The following is a 20,658-nucleotide window of genomic DNA, read 5'->3' on the forward strand; positions in this document are numbered from 1 at the left end:
CTCCGCCACGGGCCAATGCTCAAAGCCGCAAGGTCCCTGCCGGCGGTCGACGGATGGCAAAAAGCGCCGCCGGTCAGAACATCATGCAATCGGCCCCGGGGGGCAAAGGGGCCGACCCTTCGGGCAACGTGGGCGTGTAGTCGAAGCTCACTATCTGCGCATCGGTGTCGAAGGCAATGAAAAGCTGGTTCGACCCCGGACGAACTGCGACCCCTTCCGGGTCCAACCCGTATTCGTGCAGCGGCGCCGTCGCCAGCAGCTCGCCGTTTTCGTCGAATTCGTAAAGGCTATTCGTGCCCTCGAGGTCATCCACGATCAGCAAATGCCCGGTTCGTGGATCGCGGGCGATGCCCTGGGCCTCGCTCAGCGGTGGCGTCATCGTCATCGTGTCGATACGGCGCAGGATACGTCCATCAGGCGCGAGCCAGCTCAGGTATTCCGGATCGTCTTCCACGGTGATCAGGGAGCCATCCCGATCGATGGCAATGCCCTCCGTGTCGGCCCACCCGCCTTCGATTTGGAATGGCGCACCGACTTGCTCGCCGTTCTTGGTCAGACGCTGGAACATCCCTGCCCCATCGGCCACGAGCAACCCATCGCCTTCGATCGAGATGGCCTTGATCCTGTTGAGGGCAGAACCTATGCGCCTCAACTCGTCGCCTTCGAGCGTGACCAGTATGGCCTCGGGCCCCTCGTTGGCGATCCAGAGGCCGCAGAAAGTCGGATCGTAGTCGATGCTGGCCGGTCGATTCAGGAAATAGCTATTCGTCTTGCGAAGATCCAACGCCGAACCCGGCGAGGCGATCAGGACCAACAGTATTGGCAAAACTCGGTGCATGGCGCATCTCCGGTTGTCGCCGGCCGATTGTGGCATCAAGTGCGGCGTCGTCAAAGAAGTACGAGGTTCGTCCTTGGCGTCAAATGAGGAATCAAATGGCGTTCGTCAGTCTGGCGAGCCCTTGTGGATTGAGTTGGCGTTCCTTCGGTCGCCGTCAAACCAGCCAAGTCACCCTTAACGACAGGCTGCGGAGTTCCTCGAGGGGCTTGTGCGCCCCAAAAACCAATCCGGTAAAGTTGTTCACGACGGCATCACGCCGTCTCAAAGGCCCCTTCAGGTTTATCCACCTCCCACACTTCGCGCCTCAGAACGTGGTGACAGCCCTCGTCCCCATCTCGATTGCGCTAGCGAAGCATCGCCGCGATCGTACCACCCATTAATCGGGTGTTCGGTGGGGGGCGACCCTCCTCGCCATCCGCTCCGACCTGCGACCTGCGACCTGCGACCTGCGACCGTTCGTATCCTGCATACGCCCGTGATCTAGGTCGCGAACCAAAGAAATCGGGTCGCCAACCACGAGACTGCCAAGTTATGCCTTGCGAAAATGGAGATTGCCGCGTCGGCCCTCCATGTCGCGCACAAGACGTGCTGCGGGAAACACTGAACCCGGTTCTCCTCACGCCGCAGGAGCTTTGACTCTTCAAGCCAAGCCACAGCCGTCTTCGCTCTTGTGTCGTCCGTAGCGTCGTCCCGCTGGAAATCGCGGTCCTTCTCCCTCTTCAGGATCTCGCCCGGTGTCGCAACGATCTCACCGCTCTTCCGCGTTCGGGTATCTAGCCGCCGCAAGGCTTTCAGGATTGTCGCGATCTCGTGTCGGGAAAATCGAAACCGAGCACTCAGCCCAAACCGGCGATCCACGTCTTCCGTGTTGAGAGAAAGCACATACCTGGCTGGGCCCCGATCTCGACCGGCGCGGCGGGCTTCTCGAAAGTAGATTTCAAGCGAGCCAGTCACCTCGCCAATGCACATTCGAAGATCTGATCAACTAGCAGCCTTGGACGGCGTGGCATCGGCGGCTAGGGTCGGTTTGGCGAAACTCGGGGGTCGGAAACACCGGTGGCAAGACGAGGGGCACGCGAGAGATGACGGTTGGGAAGAATACGGCATGGTCCCGGTGGGTGGGTGTGTTGATCGCCATCGCATGTATGGCCGTTGTCTTCCCATTCGCCGCGCAGGCACAAGATCGAAGTGCCGTCGAGCGCCAGTTCCAGGCGTGGCTCGAAGCGACCGTCTGGCCGCGTGCACGGGCGGAAGGTGTCTCCCGCCGGACCTTCGATGCGGCGTTTTCCGGCGTGAGCCTGAATTGGGAACTGCCTGATCTCGTGCCGCCCGGCGCGCCCCGCAGAACGCCCAAGCAACAACGGCAGGCCGAGTTCGGATCGCCGGGCCGATACTTCAGTCGCGGCGGCATTGATGGCGCGACTTCTGTCGGACGAGCCATGGCGAAGCGCCATGCAACGACGCTGGCTGCCGTTGAGCGGAGCACTGGCGTACCTGCGCGGATCATCCTCGCGATCTGGGGGCGCGAAAGCGGGTATGGACGGGTGGACATTCCGCACAACGCCTTCGAGGTGCTCGGGACCAAGGGCTTCATGAGCACCCGAGCGGATTACTTCACCGGAGAACTTATTGCAGCTTTGGTGATTGCGGAGGCGCAGCATGTCCCCGCCGGGAGGATGAAAAGCAGTTGGGCCGGCGCTCTTGGTCAACCTCAGTTCATGCCTTCGAGTTTTCTGTCCTACGCGGCCGATGGTGACGGCGACGGTCATGCCGATATCTGGCGGTCGGACGCCGATACCATCGCGTCGATTGGAACCTACCTCGCGCGGCACGGCTGGGTGTCAGGCAGAGACTGGGGCTTCGAGGTGAGAGTGCCGGAAACGCTCTCTTGCGCGCTGGAGGGCCCGGATCAAGGCCGGCCAATCCGGGACTGGGAGGCAATGGGCTTTGCACGTGTGTCGGGCCGGCCATTTCCGGAGCACGAACGGGGTTCAGAAGGCTACCTCCTGATGCCGGCAGGACGCCACGGGCCGGCGTTTGTCGTCACGCCGAACTTCTACGTCCTGAAGGAATACAACATGAGCGATCTCTACGCGCTCTTCGTGGGTCACGTCGGAGATCGCATTCAGTTCGGGGTTGGAGATTTTGCACGGGGTTGGGACGACGTGGGACGTCTCTATCGTTCAGAAATCGCGACCATCCAGCAGGCGCTCGAGGCGACGGGGCATGACGTGGGCGGTGTCGACGGTCTCCCGGGCTTCAAGACCCGTCGCTCGATTGGACGTTGGCAGGAGGCAAATGGCCGACAACCGACATGTTTTCCGACGGCAAGCCTGGTTTCGGCTTTCTCGAAATGATCCACGATCTTGGAAGATTGGAAGCAAGTCGCCCCGCACGCAATTGAAACGAGCGGGTTGGCACGTACAGCCCCATCAAGCTGAACTCCCCATCGCCGAAACACTCGCATCGTTTCAAATATCGAACTGATCAGCCATTTTTTCCGATAGTGTTTCCAGACACTGAAACGACTGTTGATCATTCAACCAGGCCGCAGCACGCGTCGAGCCGGCGATCTTGCGTGGTTCTGCACGGAGGGCCACGTGCATTTTTCCGCCCGTCCCTGACTGCGGCGCGGCGCCTTGGCGACAAGCCGCGCTGCTGCAAAACGCGAAAGCCGTCGTTGCTTGCATTGCCGAGCATCAGTGCGACGGCGTTCCTTCGTGCATGACGTGATGCTGACAGCGACAGCCCACCCTTGGTCGCGAGCGGTGACTTCATCCGAGGCTCATTGGACGGACGAATCCGGATCGAACGTAGTTGAGGTCAGGTCGTCAGGTCGCCTCTGTAACGCACCGTTTCGGCGCGTCTGGTCGCCGTCTCGTCAAAGCTCAGAGGACCGCGAATCGTAGCTTGAGCCGGTGTCCGGTTTCTGGGTGTGTGGCTTAGAGAAACGATGGTGGTAATGCTCGTGAATTGTTCGAAATCACATGGAGAATTCGACACAAAATCTCCCTAAAATGATCGAAAATTAGGGTGACTAATTTTTCATTAGTATTTATGATGAGTGTGCAGGTAACGAGTATGTATGTTTCCGATTGTAGCGAAGAAGGGTGTGAGATGAGTGTTGTAACGAGTTTGGCCGCAGTGGCACAGTCTGTTCTTCCCGTGCCGCAAGGGGCGAGAGTTTTGATCCGTCCCACTGTTTACGAAGGATCCGAGGGCGCATGGAAGGCCGGGCTATGGTTTGTTGGCATACGGCGCATCCGGGCCGTTGTCATGCCGCTGGACGGCGGGAAACCAATTGCCCTGGCTCAGGATCTGTCGGACGCAAAGGAAGCATCCGACCTGGCAAGATCCTATGCACAAGTTGCCGCAGGAATTGACCTGCCGCCGGTAACTCCACCGACTCAAAATACCGAAACCCTCGTGGATCATTCCGAAGAAGCAGCGACGCACTGATTTAGTGATCCGCGGATGCAAGTCGTTTCGATTGCCCGGTCACGATTTGAGAAGCAGATTGCGGTATCGGTGTTCGCGCTTTTGAAGAGAGCCACAGCCCGGGCAACCACCGTATGGCGACCGGGTTTCGGGAGAAGAACCTGCCTTGTCTCGACAAGACGCCCGATCATGCCTCGTTTGGGCGTCGAATGGGGCTGAAGGAGATCTCTGGACGCGTCTTGTCCAGTATCCGCCGCCTTATCTGACTACTCTCGCGCCGCGAACCAGACCGTCTGGGACGTCCGGTATTAGCCTAGAGTGGCCATACGAGCAGGATCATCGGGACGCCGACAATGACGACGATGATTTCGAGCGGGAGTCCCATGCGCCAGTAGTCGCCGAAAGTATAGCCGCCCGGGCCGAGGATCAGCGTGTTGTTCTTGTGCCCGATTGGAGTCAGGAAGGCGCAAGAGGCAGCAACCGCGACGGCCATGAGGAAGGGGTCTGCGCTAACCCCCAGGCTGCTTGCCATCTGTATCCCCACCGGCGCAGCGACAACGGCCGTTGCGGTGTTGTTGAGCACGTCCGAGAGCGTCATGGTGACGATCATGAGCAGGGTCAGGAGCGCCCAGGCCGGCCATCCCAGCCCTATGCCGACAAGGGCATTCGCGATCAGTGCCGTACCGCCGGCACCGTCGAGCGCGGCGCCGAGCGGGATCATCGAGCCCAGCAACACCACGACGGGCCACTCGATGTGGTCATAGAGGTCCGAAACCGACAGGATTCCTGTCAGGACATAGGCGACGACGACAATGCCCAGAGCCACCGGGAGGTAGAGCAACCCAAGCGCCGCCAGCGCGACCGCCATGCCGAAAATACCGATGGCGAGCCAGATCTTGGTGAAATCCGTGACAAGGAGTCCCCGGTCGGCGAGCGGTAGAACGCCAATCCAGTCTGACACGGCTTCTTCGTCGCCATCAGGGGTCAGGAGAAGCAGGATGTCACCCGGGCGGACGACCGTCCGGCGCACCTCCTTGGTGATCCGGCGCCCCTCCCGCGAAATTCCAAGCAGGACCGTCCGTTGCCGCAAGGCAAGTCCGAGACTGCGGGCCGTCTTTCCGACGATGCGGGCGCTCTCGGGGACGACAGCCTCGACGATGGTCAGGCCCTCGCCCGCGATCCCAAGGCGTTGCCGTTCGTCGTCGTCAGTAAACTCCAGCGAAAGCGCCGCGCGAAATTCGTCGAGAGCTTCTGGACGCGCCTCGAGGACAATCGCGTCGCCCTGCTTCATCAATGTGTTCCGCTGCAATCCGTAGCGACGGTTGCCATCGCGGGTCAGCCCGAGAATGGCGACATCGTTCTTCTCCGCGGTCTCGTAGACCTCGAAAAGCCTCTTCCCCTCCAAATCTGAGCCGGCCGGAATCTTCAGTTCAGCCACGTAGTCCTTTACCCGCTCGCGCGCTTCGGCAAGAGCTCCGTCGCCGCTTGCCTTCGGAACCAACCGCCACCCGATCAGTGCCACGAAGCCCAACCCCGCAACGGCGATGACGCCGCCGACAGGCGCAAAGTCGAACATCCTGAAGCCTTCGCCTAATTGATCCCTGCGAATCCCGGCGATGATGATGTTGGGAGGCGTGCCAATGAGTGTCACCATGCCGCCCAGGATTGTGCAGAACGACAGAGGCATCAGCGACAGGCGCGCCGGGCGCCCGGCTTTCCTGGCTGTCTGGATGTCCACCGGCATCAGCAGCGCCAACGCCGCGACATTGTTCATGAACGCTGAGAGGACGGCCCCGATCCCTCCCATGAATGCGATGTGGCCCGCGAGGCCGCGCGAGGTATCGACAAGGTTCCGGGTAATGAGGAACACCGCGCCAGACCGGACCAGGCCCGCGGAAACAACCAGAACAAGAGCCACGACGACCGTGGCAGGATGACCGAAACCGGCAAAGGCGTCTTCTGCGGGAATAACTTGCAACACGACCGCGGCGAGGAGTGCCGAGAAGGCGACGAGATCGTAGCGAATACGCCCCCACAAAAGTAACGCGAAGACCGCGCCGAACAGGGCGAAGAGGATGGTCTGGTCGGCTGTCATCCGTAATTTCTATTTGTTTCCGGACGACTGGTCCACTGGAGGCTGCGAAGAACGGGACCAAGTGTTCTTTTCTGCGTCGGTTTCTTACGCGGCTGATATCGAGAAATTGCAAACACCGGCTGGCCGACCTCAGGCGTGGTAAGAGCAACCTTTGGGGTGCGACCGTTTCCGCAGTCTTTTGCCCGCCATGACCGAGTCCGCTAGTCAACTACGAGTGCTGGTCCATCGGTAAAATGCAGCAGTGTCGGGCGGCAGTGCGGAATCCGGAACATCCGGCGATGGTGGTCCGGAGTCATTCGTCTATCGCGACAAGGTGGCTCGTTTCTGAAGAGCAGAGTCCGATTGCGACCTTCGTTGAAAGATAGGCACATGGGCATGCGGTAGGTATGCCCGCGAGACGGGTTGGATTGGGGGAGTAGCCTCCGGCGCAAACGCGCGCACCCCATTGATAAATAAGTTCTTCTCTGAAGTTGGTGCCCGAGGAGAGACTCGAACTCTCACGCCCGTGAAGGCGGGGGATTTTGAATCCCCTGCGTCTACCATTCCGCCACTCGGGCCACCGGTGGCCTGTGTACCCGTCGTGGAACGGATATGCCAGCCCCATTCATACACTCGCCGCCGCCACGTCCGACCGATCGACAGGCAGGCAATGGCCCCGACATGCCGTCGCCAGAGACCGGACTCGACAATTCGCCGATGTGGCCGCTCCACGCGTATAGGCGCGCTCAGTCCCCGGCCGGTGCGATCACAGGTGCGTTGGAAACCGGACCGATAATGGACGGTTGGGCATTGATCTCTTCCACGGTCAAGCCGGTCGCCTTTTTGTAGCGATCGGAGAATTCGCGGCGCTCGGCTTCGCTCATCACGGTGTCGATATCGTCGAACCCATCCGGAGCGCGGTCTGCCACGGCATCGAGTACGGCGTCCGGCCCCTCGTTGCGGTTGGCGAGGATGATGCTGTTGACGGGGTTCCGGCGGATCCGGTCGTAGCTCCAGAGTGCGTCGGGAATTGCACCCATCTGACCGACCTCGCGCGCCAGAACGCGGGCGTCGAGGATACCCTGCGACGCGCCATTTGATCCGATGGGGTACATGGGATGCGCAGCGTCGCCCAGCAATGCGACCCGGCCCTCCGTCCAATGGGGCAGCGGGTCACGGTCCACCATTGGCCATTCCCAGACATCGGTTGTGCTGCCGATCAGCGCCGGTATGTCGAGCCAGTCGAATTTCCAGTCCGCGAAACTCGGAAGCACGTCGTCGATGCTACCTTTGCGGCTCCAGTCCTGGCTGTCGTAGTCGCGGTCAGGCGTTAGCGGAAGGTCCGCGATCCAGTGGACAAAGCTTTGTGTTTTACCCCTATCTCCAATTGGATACGCGACAAACTTCATTCCCTTCGTTCCGGAGATCGTCATTGTACGCCCGTCCAGGAACTTCATTGCCCGCGCCACGCCCCGCCACATCATCGACTTGCGCCAGTTTGCAGCGCCGGCATCGGGGAAGAGGACTTTCCGCGTATGGGACCGCGCGCCGTCGCTGGCAACCAGCAGGGAGCCCCGCAACCGGTCAATCTCGTAACCGTACTGCCGGTCGGTGAGCACAACTTCCAGCCCGCGGGGTGTTTCGGACCACTCAGATACCTTTGCACCGGCCAGGATAACCTTGGGGCCACAGCGCTCCACCAGGGTTTCATGCAGCATCATCTGCAATGCGCCCCGGTGCACCGATATCTGCGGATAGTCGTACCCCGCAGCGCGCCCGCGCGGTTCCGACCAGACTTCCTGACCTCGGTTATTGAAATAGCTGGTACGCTCCGTCAGGACCCCGCTGCGCTCCAACTTGTCTTTCAGGCCGAGGTCATAGAGCTCCCGCACAGCGTGCGGTTGCAGGTTGATCCCGAAGCCGAGCGGGCGAAGAACGGCAATGGCCTCGATGATCCGGAACGGCACGCCGACCTGGTGAAGAGACAACCCCAAGGTGAGGCCGGCAACGCCGGCGCCGCATATCAGGACTGTCATAGGTGATTTCCCCCAGTTGGTTTCATGCGTTCAACGCCTCCACCCTATGCGTTCGGCCTGCCCGAGATTGCAACCGCGGTTTGCGATTTTCTTCGCGAGGCATGAAGCAGGTGCATATCCGCTTCCGGATCAGTGGCGGCCTATAACCGATCCGTTCCAAACGTGTCGCATGCCGTCAAATCGCCGGTTTCGACACCAATGGCGAACCAGCGCTGGCGCTGCTCGGAGGTGCCATGTGTGAATGTATGGGGTCGTGGCACCCTGCCCGCTTCGCGTTGCAGCGTGTCATCCCCGATTTCGCGCGCCGCCACCAAAGCCTCCTGCAAATCGCCCCGTTCCAACGTACCCAGTTGTTCGTGAGCGGCCCGCGCCCACACGCCTGAATAGCAATCGGCCTGCAGTTCAATCCGAACCGAAATCGCATTCGACTCGGCCTGGCTGACTTGCGCGCGGATCTGGTTTGCCTGGCTGAGAATACCAAGTTCGTTCTGCACGTGGTGAGCGATCTCATGTGCCACGACATAGGCCGCTGCAAAATCACCGCTGGCGCCGAAACGATCGCGCAGCTCGGCGAAAAAAGCCGTGTCCAGGTAGGCCTTCTGATCGACCGGGCAATAGAACGGCCCGGTTGCGCCGGAGGCATTGCCGCAGGGCGATTGCGTCACGCCGGAGAACAGCACCAGCACAGGCGGCTGGTAAGGTGTTCCGACCTGCGTTTCGAAGATATGCGACCAGACTTGCTCGGTATCCGCCAGAACCACCGAAACAAACTGCGCTGCCGCCTCCTCTTCCGCGGAGCCGGTATAGCCGCCGGTCGTGCCCGGGTTCCCCTGGCCGGCCGGACCCACAAGTGCGGAGGTGTCGATGCCCAGAAGCCAGCCAATGCCGAGGATGAGCAGCAAGCCGATGCCACCAACGCCGCCAACCGTCCGGGCCGTGCCAGATCTGCCACGCCTGTCCTCAATATTGCGGCTTCCGCGCCGGCCTTGCCACTTCATAATACCTTCTCCCGCTTGACCCCGGGGACCACCCGTGATGTTTGCACATTGACTATAACAGGAACACGACTTTGCTTCGCGGATTATACGACTGGACGATCTCTCTCGCAGCCGGAAAACACGCGATGTGGGCCCTGGCAATCGTCGCTTTCATTGAAAGCTCCTTCTTTCCCATCCCTCCAGACGTGCTGATGATCCCCATGATCCTCGCCACGCCGCACAGGGCTTTCCGCATTGCGATGGTGGCGATGGTCGCCTCCGTGCTCGGCGGCATGCTCGGTTACGCCATTGGCGCATTTGCTTTCGAGCAGATCGGCAAACCGATTCTCGAGCATCTCGGCAAGGCGGACAAGATGGAAGCCTTCAACGAGCGATTCAACGACTTCGGATTCTGGGCAGTGCTGATCGCCGGGCTAACGCCATTCCCCTACAAGGTCATCACCATCATGTCGGGCTGGACCGGCCTGCCCTTCTGGACATTCATGGTAACTTCCATCATCGCGCGCGGAGGGCGGTTCTTCCTCGTGGCAGGTCTGCTGTGGAAGTTCGGTGAGCCAATCCGCGACTTCATCGAGAAGCGCCTCGGGCTGATGCTCACGCTGTTCGTCATCCTGTTGCTCGGCGGGTTCTATCTCGTGAAATACCTATGACGCGCCGGGGCTACCTGCTCGTTGCCCTCGCGGGATCGGTGCTCAGCCTCGCGGGTGCATTTTTCTTCCAGTACGTCATGGCGATCCTGCCATGCCATCTCTGTATTCTCCAACGCTGGCCCCACGCGGTCATGGTGGCAGTCGCAGCCGTGGCGCTCTTCCTGCCGAAGACGGTTTTCATGCTTGCCGGCGCGTTGGCGGCAGTGGTGAGTACCGCGTTGGCCATCTACCACAGTGGTGTCGAGCGCAAACTCTGGGCGGGTCCGAGCGATTGTACCGGCGGGCAGGACTTGTCGGGACTGACCGGCGCTGACCTCCTCAGCACCGATATAACCATCGGCGTGGTGCAATGTGACGAGATCTCCTATTCGATCCTTGGTCTCAGTTTCGCGAACTACAACATCCTTCTGTCGCTGGGCCTGGTGGTGATCTGGGGGCTCGCGGCCCGGTCCCGGGCATAGCCGAACGAGGCACCCGCTGCTTGCAGGCAAGGGCTTGCAGATGCTTCCAACCAGCCCTTTCCGAGGATGCTCCGGTTACGGGTCCATCGCGCCGTCCCAGTCGTAAACGACGATGTGCTCCGTCTCCCGACCGCCGATCCCCCGATAGAGCGCCCGTGCCGCTTCGTTCTCCATTTCTGTGGCAAGCCAGATGCCCTTGCACCCTCGATCCCGCGCGATCTCGATCAGACATTCGCACAGGGACGTACCGATCCCGCGGCGCCGCATATCCGCGTTCACACCCACTTCGTTGATAAAGAACGCGGGTTGCTTGTCCGGATGGAGGAGAACGTTTCCGGACGCGAACCCGACAACTTTGTCTCGGACCGTTGCGAAGACGAGCTCGTGACCCGGATCGTCCAGGAATGTCGCCAATTGCAGGTCGTCGACAGCGTTGTCGAAAACATCGGCGCCAAGCAATTGCGAAGCGTTTCCCTTGTTCAGAACGTGATATCGGATGGCATCAGTCATCTGCCACGCATAGCGGTCCATCCGTGGGCCTCGCAACCATTGCCCTTGCTCCCTGGGCGTTGTCTATTGGCCAGTGCGATCCACGTGAGGAGCGTTCCGGATGTCGGCGCTTTATCGGTACGCGCTGTCTTCGTTCCGGAGAAGCGCCAGCGGCGTCGCTTCAGTTCAACAGAAACTCGCCATGAACGTTGCGCCATTCGCCCGGTCCGATTTCTTTTCGATGAACGAAGCGAACGGAATGCAGTGGGCCTTCGATCTTCTCCTGCCAAAACTCTATGAAGCGAAATAGCCGCGGGTGATCGGGCGCTAGGTCATAGTCCTGCCAGATGAACGTGTTCAGCACGTTTCGGTAGTCCGGCATCCGGTAAAAGAATTCCGCTGTCGTCAGCCCGTATCCCGATAGCATGAGTTCGGTTTCGCGCGTCATTCGTGTACTCCTGTCATTGCCTGTGCCAAATAGGATGCAGCGACAAACATCTTTCCCAAAGAAAACAATCTGTTGGCACTCTCTTGCAATGGCTGATAGGGGATTTGCGCCGCCGCCATTGCACCCGATATGGCGGATCGGCTAAGATGCGCCAACAAGATATAGCGGTGCGCGCAAATCGCAGGCAGAGAATGACCGACACTCCGGAACCCCCTGAAAACCAAGAAGAAGATCGCCCAGAGCGCCCGGCATTCGATGGGCCGACGATTTCGATCTCCGATGAGATGAAAAACTCCTACCTCGATTACGCGATGAGCGTGATCGTGGCGCGCGCGATCCCGGATCTGCGCGACGGTCTCAAACCGGTGCATCGGCGCATCCTCTACGCGATGCACGAGACGGGAAACACGAGCGATAAGGCGTACCGGAAATCCGCGCGGCCGGTTGGCGACACCATGGGAAAATACCACCCACACGGCGACGGTGCGATCTATGACGCATTGGTGCGGATGGCGCAGGATTTCTCCATGTCGCTGCCGTTGCTCGATGGTCAGGGCAATTTCGGATCCATGGACGGCGACGCACCGGCAGCGATGCGTTATACCGAAGTCCGAATGGACAAGCCGGCCAATTTCCTGCTGGCCGACATCGACAAGGACACTGTCGATTTCCAGGACAACTACGACGGCAAGGACCAGGAACCCTCCGTCCTGCCGGCGCGGTTCCCCAACATGCTGGTCAATGGCGCTGGCGGTATTGCGGTGGGGATGGCGACCAATATTCCCCCCCACAACTTGGGCGAAGTCGTTGATGCAACACTCGCGCTGATCGAGGAGCCCGATCTCTCGACCGAAGACCTAATCCAGTACATTCCGGGGCCTGATTTTCCCACAGGCGGCGTCATGCTGGGCCGTTCCGGCGCTCGAAAAGCGTACCTGGAGGGGCGCGGCTCGGTGATCCTTCGGGCCAAGACGCGGGTGGAAGAGATCCGCAAGGATCGTTACGCTATCGTGCTGGACGAGATTCCCTATCAGGTCAACAAGGCCTCGATGATCGAGAAGATCGCGGAGATGGTCCGCGACAAGAAGATCGAGGGTATTTCCCATGTCGCGGACGAATCTGACCGCGTGGGGGTTCGCGTGGTCATCGAGTTAAAGCGGGATGCGACCCCGGACGTCGTGTTGAACCAACTCTGGCGTTTCACGCCGATGCAAACCTCCTTTGGCTGCAACATGCTAGCGCTGAATGGCGGCCGTCCTGAGCAACTTACGCTGCGCCAGTTCCTGACCGCCTTTGTCGACTTCCGCGAGGAGGTCGTTGCCCGCCGGACCGCGTTCGAACTACGCAAGGCACGAGAGCGCTCCCATATCCTTTGCGGCCTCGCCGTCGCTGTTTCCAACGTCGACGAAGTTGTGGCGACCATCCGGTCGTCGGCCGATCCGGCCGAGGCCCGCGAAAAGCTGATGACCCGGCGGTGGCCAGCCGAGGACATCGCGGATTACATCCGGCTGATCGACGATCCGACCCACAAGATGAACGAGGACGGGACCTACAACCTCTCCGAGACGCAGGCGCGCGCGATCCTGGAACTGCGGCTCCAGCGGCTCACGGCCATGGGGGTCAAGGAAGTCACCGACGAGTTGGAGGAACTGGCCGCGAAGATCGTCGATTATCTCGACATTCTGCGCTCGCGCGACCGGATCATGAAGATCATTTCAGACGAGTTGCGCGAGGTGCGCGAGCAGTTTGCCGTGCCGCGCCGCACCGAGATCGTCGACTGGTCCGGCGATATGGAGGATGAAGACCTCATCGAGCGCGAGGATATGGTCGTCACGGTGACGCAGTCCGGCTATATCAAGCGGACACCACTTACCGATTTCCGTGCGCAGAGGCGCGGCGGCAAGGGGCTCTCCGGCGGCGGGTTGAAGGACGACGACGTGGTCACCACGCTCTTCGTCGCCAACACGCATACGCAGCTCCTGTTCTTCACCACCGACGGGATGGCCTACAAGCTCAAGACCTGGCGCCTGCCCTCGGGCGGCCGTGCGGCGCGTGGAAAGGCCATCGTCAATATCCTGCCGATCCCCAATGGCGTCTCCGTGGCGGCCATCATGCCGGTGGACCGGGACGAGGAGGATTGGGACGATCTTCAGATTGTTTTCGCAACCTCCGCAGGGACGGTGCGTCGCAACAAGCTGTCGGATTTCACCAATGTCATGCGCAATGGCAAGATCGCGATGAAATTCGAAGGCGAGCACGAAGATACTCAGCTCATCGACGCCCGGATCTGCTCGGAAGACGATGACATCATGCTCGTCACCGACAGCGGCCGGGCGATCCGTTTCCCGACCACGGATGTTCGTGTGTTCAACAGCCGGGCGTCTGTAGGCGTGCGTGGGATCAAGCTCAACAACGGTGACCGCGTGGTTTCCATGTCGGTCATCCGCCACTTCGAGGCGAGCCCGCAGGAGCGCGCGGCTTATCTCAAGCAACGGCGTTTGGTTGCAGGCGCAACCGAGGAAGTCGAAGCGGACGAGGACGAGGCCGAGGTGGAAGCAGGTCAGCTTTCGCCGGAGAGATACGCGGAGATGTCGGCGTCCGAGGACCTGATCCTCACCATTACCGCCGGCGGCGCGGGCAAGACGAGTTCGAGCCACGACTACCCGGTGCGCGGACGCGGAGGTATGGGTGTGGCGGCTATGGACCGCGCAATGCGCGGCGGGCCGCTCGTCGCTTGTTTCCCAGTGGAGGTGGACGATCAGATCATGCTTGCCACGTCGACCGGGCAATCCATTCGCTGCCCGATCGATGGCATCTCCTTCCGCTCGCGCGGGGCTGGGGGCGTGCGTGTTTTCCACACCGCCGAAGGCGAACAGGTCGTCTCTGTTGCGCGGATCGCGGAACAGGGATCTGACGAGGATGCCTTGCCCGAAGACGATGCCGAAACCTGAGCAATCTGGGCCATTCGGGGGCGCAATTGTGCCCCCGAAGTAAACAGTCTGTACCGAGTTCCCTTAGAAATAGTGCGATTCTGCATCCCGGTCCGGTGGGGCGGAAACAGTTTGTCTCCAACCTCAACCACATTCATTGACCGGAAATTCCTCTTTTCATCCCCGTCATCGCCGCAGTTCGGCACAATCCTGTCACCGGACCGGAATTGTCGCTTCGGGGGTCGGATGTGCCATTCATGCGCAGCGAATGCCGCCACGCGACGGAATGCGGGAATGAATCGATGTACAACATTGCGAGGGATAGATTGGTACTGAGTTCTGCGGGGCAAAACCTGCTCCGGATCCTGATTGCATCCTATTTTCTGGCCGGAGCAATCGGAATAATCCCGGGAACGGATCTGACACCGATGTTCCTCCGTTTCCTGCCCATGCCCCTCGCCGGGCTTGCGAGCGGCAGCCTCGTTTTCCTGCTGTCTTACCTCGTGATGATCGGGGTCTGGCTCCGTGGTGCCGCTCTCACACTGGGAATTCTCACCTTCTGGTCGAGCTACCTGCGCATGCTGGATCTCGGCATCGTCGACGAACTCGGCGGGTTCTGGCGGGATCTGGCACTGATTGCAGCGCTTATGCTGACCTATGCCGAAACCGATCCGCGCAACCACGGCAAGCGCTCTCCCCTTCGGCGCAAGATCGCGCCGCGCACGGTCGACCCGCGGGCGGTCGTCATCCCGGAAGAGGACGAGAAGCAACCGCTCACCGCCCAACGGGCCCGGATCGCGGATCGCCGCCGGGAGCACATGCGCGAACCGGTATCGGTGGAAGAACTCGAGGACATTTTCCGCGAGGAATTCGAAATCGCTCGCTCGAACTGACCGCAACTGCGTTCGACATACGGGCACACAATGAAGAACCGGACCAGCATTGGTCCGGTTTTCTGCTTTCAGCGCGTACGGTGCGCAGGCACACGGGGCGCCATTCACCGAAAAGCGCATTGCCGGAACACGCGGAATCCACGACCCTGTGCCTTTTCAAACCGCAGGCTATCCCCTAGATCGCTTGCATGACACGCGCAATTCACATCGTCGGAGGCGGAATGGCCGGCTCCGAAGCCGCCTGGCAAGCCGCACAGGCCGGTGTTCCGGTCGTTCTGCATGAAATGCGGCCGAGCGTCGGCACATTTGCCCACCAGACCGGCAACCTTGCCGAGATGGTCTGTTCCAATTCCTTCCGCTCGGACGACGACGAGAACAATGCCGTCGGCCTGCTACACTGGGAGATGCGGGCGGCCGGCGGGCTCATCATGACAACCGCTGACGCACATGCCCTGCCCGCCGGTGGTGCGCTGGCGGTGGACCGCGATCCGTTCTCCGAGGAGGTTACGCGAAAGCTGCGCGCGCATCCGCTGGTGACGGTCAAGGAAGGTGAGGTCACCGCCCTGCCCGGCCCCGACGACGGCCCAGTCATCATCGCCACGGGCCCGCTCACGTCCGGCGCGTTGGCTGATGCGATTGCCGCGGAAACCGGCCAAGAGAGCCTCGCGTTTTTCGATGCCATCGCTCCCATCGTCTACTTTGACTCCGTTGACATGGGCACAGCCTGGATGCAGTCGCGCTACGACAAGGGCGAAACAGAGGAAGAGCGCACCGCCTACCTCAACTGCCCCATGACCCGCGACCAGTACGAGGCGTTTATCGACGCCCTGCTCGTCGCAGAGAAAACCGAGTTCCACGACGGTGAAACAGCTCGGTACTTCGACGGTTGTCTGCCAATCGAAGTGATGGCGGAGCGCGGCCGGGAGACACTGCGGCACGGGCCTATGAAGCCGGTCGGGCTTACCAACCGGCACAAACCGGACGAGAAGGCCTACGCGGTGGTCCAGCTCAGGCGCGACAATGCGCTCGGGACACTCTACAACATCGTGGGCTTTCAAACGAAGATGAAGTACGGCGCGCAAGCAACTGTATTCCGGATGATTCCCGGCCTGGAAAACGCGCGTTTTGCGCGTCTGGGTGGCATTCATCGAAATACATTCATCAATTCACCTACGCTGCTTGACGGTGAAATGCGCCTGCGCAGCAAACCCCATATTCGACTTGCCGGGCAAATCACCGGCGTAGAGGGGTACGTCGAAAGCGCCGCAATGGGCCTATTGGCCGGGCGCATGGCGGCGGCCGAAGTTCTGGGCCACGTCTTGCCGCCCGTGCCCGTCGACACCGCCATGGGCGCGCTGGTGACACATATCACCGGTGGCGCAGACGCTAAGACGTTCCAGCCGATGAACGTCAATTTCGGGCTTTTCCGCCCTGTGGAAGCCAAGGGCGGGCGGCGCGGTCGAAAGGTCCGTTACAAGCTCTACACAGACCGTGCGAAAGAGGCCTGGCGCAATTGGCTGGAAACCGTCACGCCGCCCGAATCCGCCGAACGAGAACCTGTAGCACCGTGAATTACGTTCTTGCCCTCCTGCTACCACCGCTTTCGATCATGCTGGCTGGACGTCCATTTGTCGGGATCATCGTCTTCCTGATCTGGGTGCCAGCGATCATTTTTTCCGGCGGGCTCACCCATCCCATGTTCATCTTGCTGGCCTGGCTGCTAATTCATCAGAGCAGCGTCGCGCGCGACCGCTGACGCATTCGCGGTTCCTGTTTCCGGTTCCATCCGGATTGAGGATTGGCTGATTCATGAAGAGTAGACATCCGGCGACGCCCCGCGACGACCGCTTCACGGCGAGGTTTCCCAGATCAACGTTGGCGAGCGCCCGATGTCGCGATACGAACACGGGATGATCACGCGTTTCGCACCTTCGCCGACAGGACCGCTCCACCTCGGCCACGCGTATTCAGCGGTTCTGGCCTATGAACTTGCGCGCGAAGCCGGTGGGACCTTTCTTTTGCGGATCGAAGACATCGACCGCAGCCGCGCGCGGCAGGAATGGGAGAGTTTGATCTATCGGGACCTTCATTGGCTTGGTCTCGACTGGCCGGTCCCCGTGCTCCGTCAATCCGAGCGCCAGCGTGCCTACCGCGACGCGCTGGACGGGCTTTGGCGACGCGGTCTTCTCTATCCGTGTCGCTGCCGCCGACGGGACATCGCCGAGGCAAGCCGGGCACCGCAGGAAGGCGCTGGCCCGATTGTCGGACCCGACGGGATCGTCTATCCCGGCACCTGCCGGAATCGCCCGCGCCGCGGTTTCCTGCCTGACGATGCGCTCCGTCTTGACATGGAAAAGGCCGTCGAAATCGTTGAAACTGTTTCATTCATTGAAGATGGGCGTGGAAGCCACGGGGAAACCGGCGCATTTTCGATTTCGGCGACACACTTGATCGAGCATATCGGCGATATCGTATTGGCTCGGCGCGACATGGGAACATCCTATCACCTCGCTGTCGTGCTCGACGATGCCGCTCAGGCGATCACCCACGTCGTGCGCGGAGAGGATCTGTTCCCGGCCACCGCAATCCACGTGCTATTGCAGAAGCTCATGAACCTTCCGACGCCCCGTTATCATCACCACCGCTTGATCCGTGACGATTCTGGCAAGCGGCTCGCCAAACGCGACGACGCGCGGGCAATATCGAAATACCGCGACGACGGAGTGTCGCCACTGGAGGTCCGCCACATGGTTGGCCTATAGGGCGTTGCGCCATTCGAGGCGCACTACCATCTCATGCCATCGGGGTGAGGATTTCGACCTCGTCACCCTCTCTGATCGCCGTGTAGAAGCAACTTCGGCGGTTGGTATGGCAAGCCGGCCCGGTTTGACGAACGATCACCAGAAGGCAGTCGCGGTCGCAGTCGACCCGCATCTCCACCAATTCCTGCACATGTCCGGAGGACTCCCCCTTGATCCAGAACGAACTTCTGGATCTGGACCAATACGTTACACGGCCGCTTGCAAGTGTCTTCTCAACGGCCTCGGCGTTCATCCACGCCATCATTAGCACCTCACCGGAGCCTTCTTGCTGCGCAATTGCGGGGATGAGCCCCTGTGCGTCAAAGCACAGGCTCTGCGGATCGAAGGCCATCGGATGCTCCTTTGCATTTGTAGCCGCACCGGATATGAAGAGATCTACCGCTCCGGAGGACAGGCAATGGCCGCCGAAACCGATCTCGTCAAGCTCTATTCCGGACGCATTCTTGCGTTGGCGGCCGACATCCCGCACCTCGGTCGGCTGGACGCCCCTTCTGCAACGGTTGTGAAGCGGGCGCCGCTCTGTGGTTCGACCGTTACGGTGGACCTTGTCGTGCGTGGCGGTCGCGTTGCCGAATTTGCCCAAGACGTGAAAGCCTGCGCACTCGGGCAGGCATCTGCGGCAATTCTTGGCTCTCAGGTGATCGGTCGAGACCGCGCCGAGATTGAACGTGCGAGAAACCAGTTGGCCGCCATGTTGCGGCAAGGTGGCCCCGTGCCGGACGCGCCTTTCAATGGGCTTGAAGTTCTGCTTCCGGCACGTGACTTCACGAACCGACATGCTTCTATCCTGCTGGCCTATGACGCAACGCTTGAGGCGCTGGTCGAAGCGGAGAAGGCGGCCTGAGGCCTGCACGGCGCCCAAGGCTGCCTTGCACGCCCGACTTCGCTGTTGCCGAGGTGCCTCCGCGGGCGTAGAGCGGGCACGATGGGGCTCGCCGCACGTGCGTGAACTTCCGGTCTACGACAGCGGCAAGTACGGCGACGGGTTCCGTTGACTTTGGTCAAGGTTGCCCCGCCCATGTGTGATAGCTGCGTGTCATGACGCCGACTGCCCCCGAAAACAGCGCCACGACAGACCAACGCGTGCCGTTCCGTCTTGCCGATGTTCCGGTGCCACTCCTGCCGTTGCAACCGATATTGTACCGCATTGTGCGGCGCATAGCGCGGATGCACCCGGAGGTCTTCGATCGGCTGGGGGCTCATCAACGCACGGATTTCGTGATCGACCTCACTGATTTGCCGCTGGCGCTGCACTTGCGGCCCAATCCTCGCGCGCTCGTCTTCCGGGCGGTTCGAAAAGACCGCCTTCCGCCTCACAAAGCGCATATCGCGGGCGACGTGCTGATGCTCCTTCGGATGCTGGATGCGGAAATCGACGGCGACGCGATTTTCTTTTCGCGCGATCTGCTGATCTCCGGCGACACGGAAGCAGTGGTGACGTTGCGCAATGCGCTCGACGACGTCGAAGGTTCGATTGCCGAGGATGTGGCCGACATGTTCGGCGCGCCAGGACGGCTCGCACTTCGACGACTACGCGCCTTGGCCGAAAACTCCGAGTGACAGAAACGAAGGCAATCGAAATGACGACAGGTGAACTCGTCTGCCCTGCTGGTACACCGGCCGCGCTGCGAACAGCGGTGGATGCCGGAGCGGACTCGATCTACTGCGGATTTCAGAACGCAACCAATGCACGAAATTTCCCAGGATTGAACTTCACGCCCCAAGAGCTTGGAAAGGCGGTCCAATATGCGCACGAGAAGGGTGCGAAGGTACTTCTCGCGCTCAACACCTACCCGCCCGAAGGTAAGTTCGGCCTGTGGCGCGAAGCGGCCGACCTGGGGGCCGACCTCGATGTGGATGCCTATATCGTGGCCGACATGGGTGTTGCCGCCTATGTCGCAGACAACCATCCGGACAAGCGGCTTCACCTGTCGGTGCAGGCGGCGGCCGCCAGCCCTGATGCGATCCGCTACTACGTGCGCGAATTCGGTGTAAGGCGGGTGGTGCTGCCGCGGATACTGACGATCCCTGAGATCCGCGAGATCAAGCAGGAGATCCCTTGCGAGATCGAAACCTTCATCTTTGGCAACCACGGGCTGATGGTGGAAGGCCGGTGTTCGCTGACCAATTACGCTACTGGCTTGTCGACCAACATGGACGGCGTCTGCTCCCCCGCGCATCTGGTCGAGTACCGCCGCGACGCCGAAGGAGGCATGGCGACGCGCCTTGGCCCCTTCACCATCGACCGCTTCGGACCGGACGAAAGCGCCGGCTACCCCACGATCTGCAAGGGGCGGTTCTGCAATTCGGAGCATCCTGAAGGATACTACGCCTTTGAAGAACCGATAAGCCTGAACCTCTCGCGCCTTTTGCCTGAACTGATGGACGCCGGCGTCAACGCGTTCAAGATCGAGGGCCGCCAACGCAGCCGCGCCTACGTGAAAAAGGTAGTCGCCGCATTCCGCGCGGCGGTGGACGATATCCGCGACGGCCTAGAGCCTGCCCTGTCCGATCTCGCGGCACTGACCGAGGGACAAAAGCAGACCGAAGGCGCGTACAAGACGAAGAAATGGCGGTAGCA

Annotated in this window: 19 protein-coding genes and 1 tRNA gene; 12 read left to right on the forward strand and 8 right to left on the reverse strand. The window is 60.9% G+C overall.

Annotated features, from left to right (window positions below; genetic code table 11):
• Positions 1-73: 73 nt before the first annotated feature.
• Positions 74-838, reverse strand: a complete 765-nt coding sequence (locus tag ARC39_RS12170; protein ID WP_068114802.1) for an SdiA-regulated/phytase-like domain-containing protein — start codon at positions 836-838, stop codon at positions 74-76.
• 1,145 nt (positions 839-1,983) lie between these two features.
• Between ARC39_RS12170 and ARC39_RS12180 the strand changes: the two genes are divergently transcribed.
• Positions 1,984-3,195 (forward strand): lytic murein transglycosylase, encoded by a 1,212-nt coding sequence (locus tag ARC39_RS12180; RefSeq protein WP_068115178.1) that lies wholly within the window; start codon positions 1,984-1,986, stop codon positions 3,193-3,195.
• 760 nt (positions 3,196-3,955) lie between these two features.
• Positions 3,956-4,297: a hypothetical protein gene (locus ARC39_RS12185; protein WP_149866405.1), complete on the forward strand. Its 342-nt coding sequence runs from the start codon at positions 3,956-3,958 to the stop codon at positions 4,295-4,297.
• A 292-nt stretch (positions 4,298-4,589) separates the two neighbouring features.
• Here ARC39_RS12185 and ARC39_RS12190 read toward each other — a convergent pair whose 3' ends face one another.
• The 4 genes from ARC39_RS12190 to ypfJ form a co-directional block, all read right to left on the reverse strand.
• The gene (locus ARC39_RS12190) at positions 4,590-6,371 is read right to left on the reverse strand and encodes an SLC13 family permease (protein ID WP_068114806.1); all 1,782 of its coding nucleotides are present in this window, start codon (positions 6,369-6,371) and stop codon (positions 4,590-4,592) included.
• A 471-nt stretch (positions 6,372-6,842) separates the two neighbouring features.
• Positions 6,843-6,928: transfer RNA gene (locus ARC39_RS12195), tRNA-Leu, on the reverse strand.
• A 168-nt stretch (positions 6,929-7,096) separates the two neighbouring features.
• Positions 7,097-8,386: a flavin-dependent oxidoreductase gene (locus ARC39_RS12200; protein ID WP_068114808.1), complete on the reverse strand. Its 1,290-nt coding sequence runs from the start codon at positions 8,384-8,386 to the stop codon at positions 7,097-7,099.
• 140 nt (positions 8,387-8,526) lie between these two features.
• A complete protein-coding gene (ypfJ, locus tag ARC39_RS12205; RefSeq protein ID WP_068114810.1) occupies positions 8,527-9,384 on the reverse strand; it encodes a KPN_02809 family neutral zinc metallopeptidase in 858 nt (285 codons plus the stop codon).
• A gap of 71 nt (positions 9,385-9,455) precedes the next feature.
• On the opposite strand from ypfJ, the gene ARC39_RS12210 reads away from it, so the two are divergent.
• Entirely contained in the window at positions 9,456-10,034 is a 579-nt protein-coding gene (locus tag ARC39_RS12210) for a YqaA family protein (RefSeq protein ID WP_068114812.1), read from the forward strand.
• Positions 10,031-10,495, forward strand: a complete 465-nt coding sequence (locus ARC39_RS12215) for a disulfide bond formation protein B (protein ID WP_068114813.1) — start codon at positions 10,031-10,033, stop codon at positions 10,493-10,495. The genes ARC39_RS12210 and ARC39_RS12215 overlap by 4 nt, the downstream gene beginning before the upstream one ends.
• Positions 10,496-10,570: 75 nt before the next feature.
• On the opposite strand, the gene ARC39_RS12220 is transcribed toward ARC39_RS12215, so the two are convergent.
• Both ARC39_RS12220 and ARC39_RS12225 read right to left on the reverse strand, forming a co-directional pair.
• Positions 10,571-11,005 (reverse strand): GNAT family N-acetyltransferase, encoded by a 435-nt coding sequence (locus ARC39_RS12220; RefSeq protein ID WP_161470962.1) that lies wholly within the window; start codon positions 11,003-11,005, stop codon positions 10,571-10,573.
• 160 nt (positions 11,006-11,165) lie between these two features.
• A complete protein-coding gene (locus ARC39_RS12225; RefSeq protein ID WP_068114817.1) occupies positions 11,166-11,432 on the reverse strand; it encodes an usg protein in 267 nt (88 codons plus the stop codon).
• A gap of 191 nt (positions 11,433-11,623) precedes the next feature.
• Between ARC39_RS12225 and gyrA the strand changes: the two genes are divergently transcribed.
• The 5 genes from gyrA to gluQRS all read left to right on the forward strand — a co-directional run bounded on the left by gyrA (position 11,624) and on the right by gluQRS (position 18,017).
• Positions 11,624-14,383, forward strand: a complete 2,760-nt coding sequence (gyrA, locus tag ARC39_RS12230; protein ID WP_068114819.1) for a DNA gyrase subunit A — start codon at positions 11,624-11,626, stop codon at positions 14,381-14,383.
• A gap of 305 nt (positions 14,384-14,688) precedes the next feature.
• Entirely contained in the window at positions 14,689-15,255 is a 567-nt protein-coding gene (locus tag ARC39_RS12235) for a hypothetical protein (RefSeq protein WP_149866406.1), read from the forward strand.
• 188 nt (positions 15,256-15,443) lie between these two features.
• On the forward strand, positions 15,444-16,826 hold the full coding sequence (gene trmFO, locus ARC39_RS12240; protein ID WP_068114823.1) for a methylenetetrahydrofolate--tRNA-(uracil(54)-C(5))-methyltransferase (FADH(2)-oxidizing) TrmFO: 1,383 nt from the start codon (positions 15,444-15,446) through the stop codon (positions 16,824-16,826).
• Entirely contained in the window at positions 16,823-17,011 is a 189-nt protein-coding gene (locus ARC39_RS12245) for a hypothetical protein (protein WP_068114824.1), read from the forward strand. Before trmFO ends, ARC39_RS12245 begins: the two co-directional genes overlap by 4 nt.
• A 154-nt stretch (positions 17,012-17,165) precedes the next feature.
• A complete protein-coding gene (gene gluQRS / locus ARC39_RS12250; protein ID WP_068115180.1) occupies positions 17,166-18,017 on the forward strand; it encodes a tRNA glutamyl-Q(34) synthetase GluQRS in 852 nt (283 codons plus the stop codon).
• Between the two features lie 31 nt (positions 18,018-18,048).
• On the opposite strand, the gene hisI is transcribed toward gluQRS, so the two are convergent.
• Positions 18,049-18,408, reverse strand: coding sequence for a phosphoribosyl-AMP cyclohydrolase (gene hisI / locus ARC39_RS12255; RefSeq protein ID WP_068114825.1), 360 nt, complete (start codon positions 18,406-18,408; stop codon positions 18,049-18,051).
• Positions 18,409-18,474: 66 nt separating this feature from the next.
• On the opposite strand from hisI, the gene ARC39_RS12260 reads away from it, so the two are divergent.
• The 3 genes from ARC39_RS12260 to ubiU all read left to right on the forward strand — a co-directional run bounded on the left by ARC39_RS12260 (position 18,475) and on the right by ubiU (position 20,656).
• A complete protein-coding gene (locus tag ARC39_RS12260; RefSeq protein ID WP_068114826.1) occupies positions 18,475-18,921 on the forward strand; it encodes an iron-sulfur cluster assembly scaffold protein in 447 nt (148 codons plus the stop codon).
• A 194-nt stretch (positions 18,922-19,115) separates the two neighbouring features.
• Positions 19,116-19,637 carry a ubiquinone anaerobic biosynthesis accessory factor UbiT gene (gene ubiT, locus ARC39_RS12265; RefSeq protein WP_078059227.1) on the forward strand — a complete coding sequence of 174 codons (522 nt, stop codon included), beginning with the start codon at positions 19,116-19,118 and terminating at the stop codon, positions 19,635-19,637.
• A gap of 20 nt (positions 19,638-19,657) precedes the next feature.
• On the forward strand, positions 19,658-20,656 hold the full coding sequence (gene ubiU / locus ARC39_RS12270; protein ID WP_068115182.1) for a ubiquinone anaerobic biosynthesis protein UbiU: 999 nt from the start codon (positions 19,658-19,660) through the stop codon (positions 20,654-20,656).
• The last annotated feature ends 2 nt before the right edge of the window (positions 20,657-20,658 follow it).

The sequence above is a fragment of the Tropicimonas marinistellae genome (assembly GCF_001509585.1).
GTDB lineage: Bacteria > Pseudomonadota > Alphaproteobacteria > Rhodobacterales > Rhodobacteraceae > Tropicimonas > Tropicimonas marinistellae.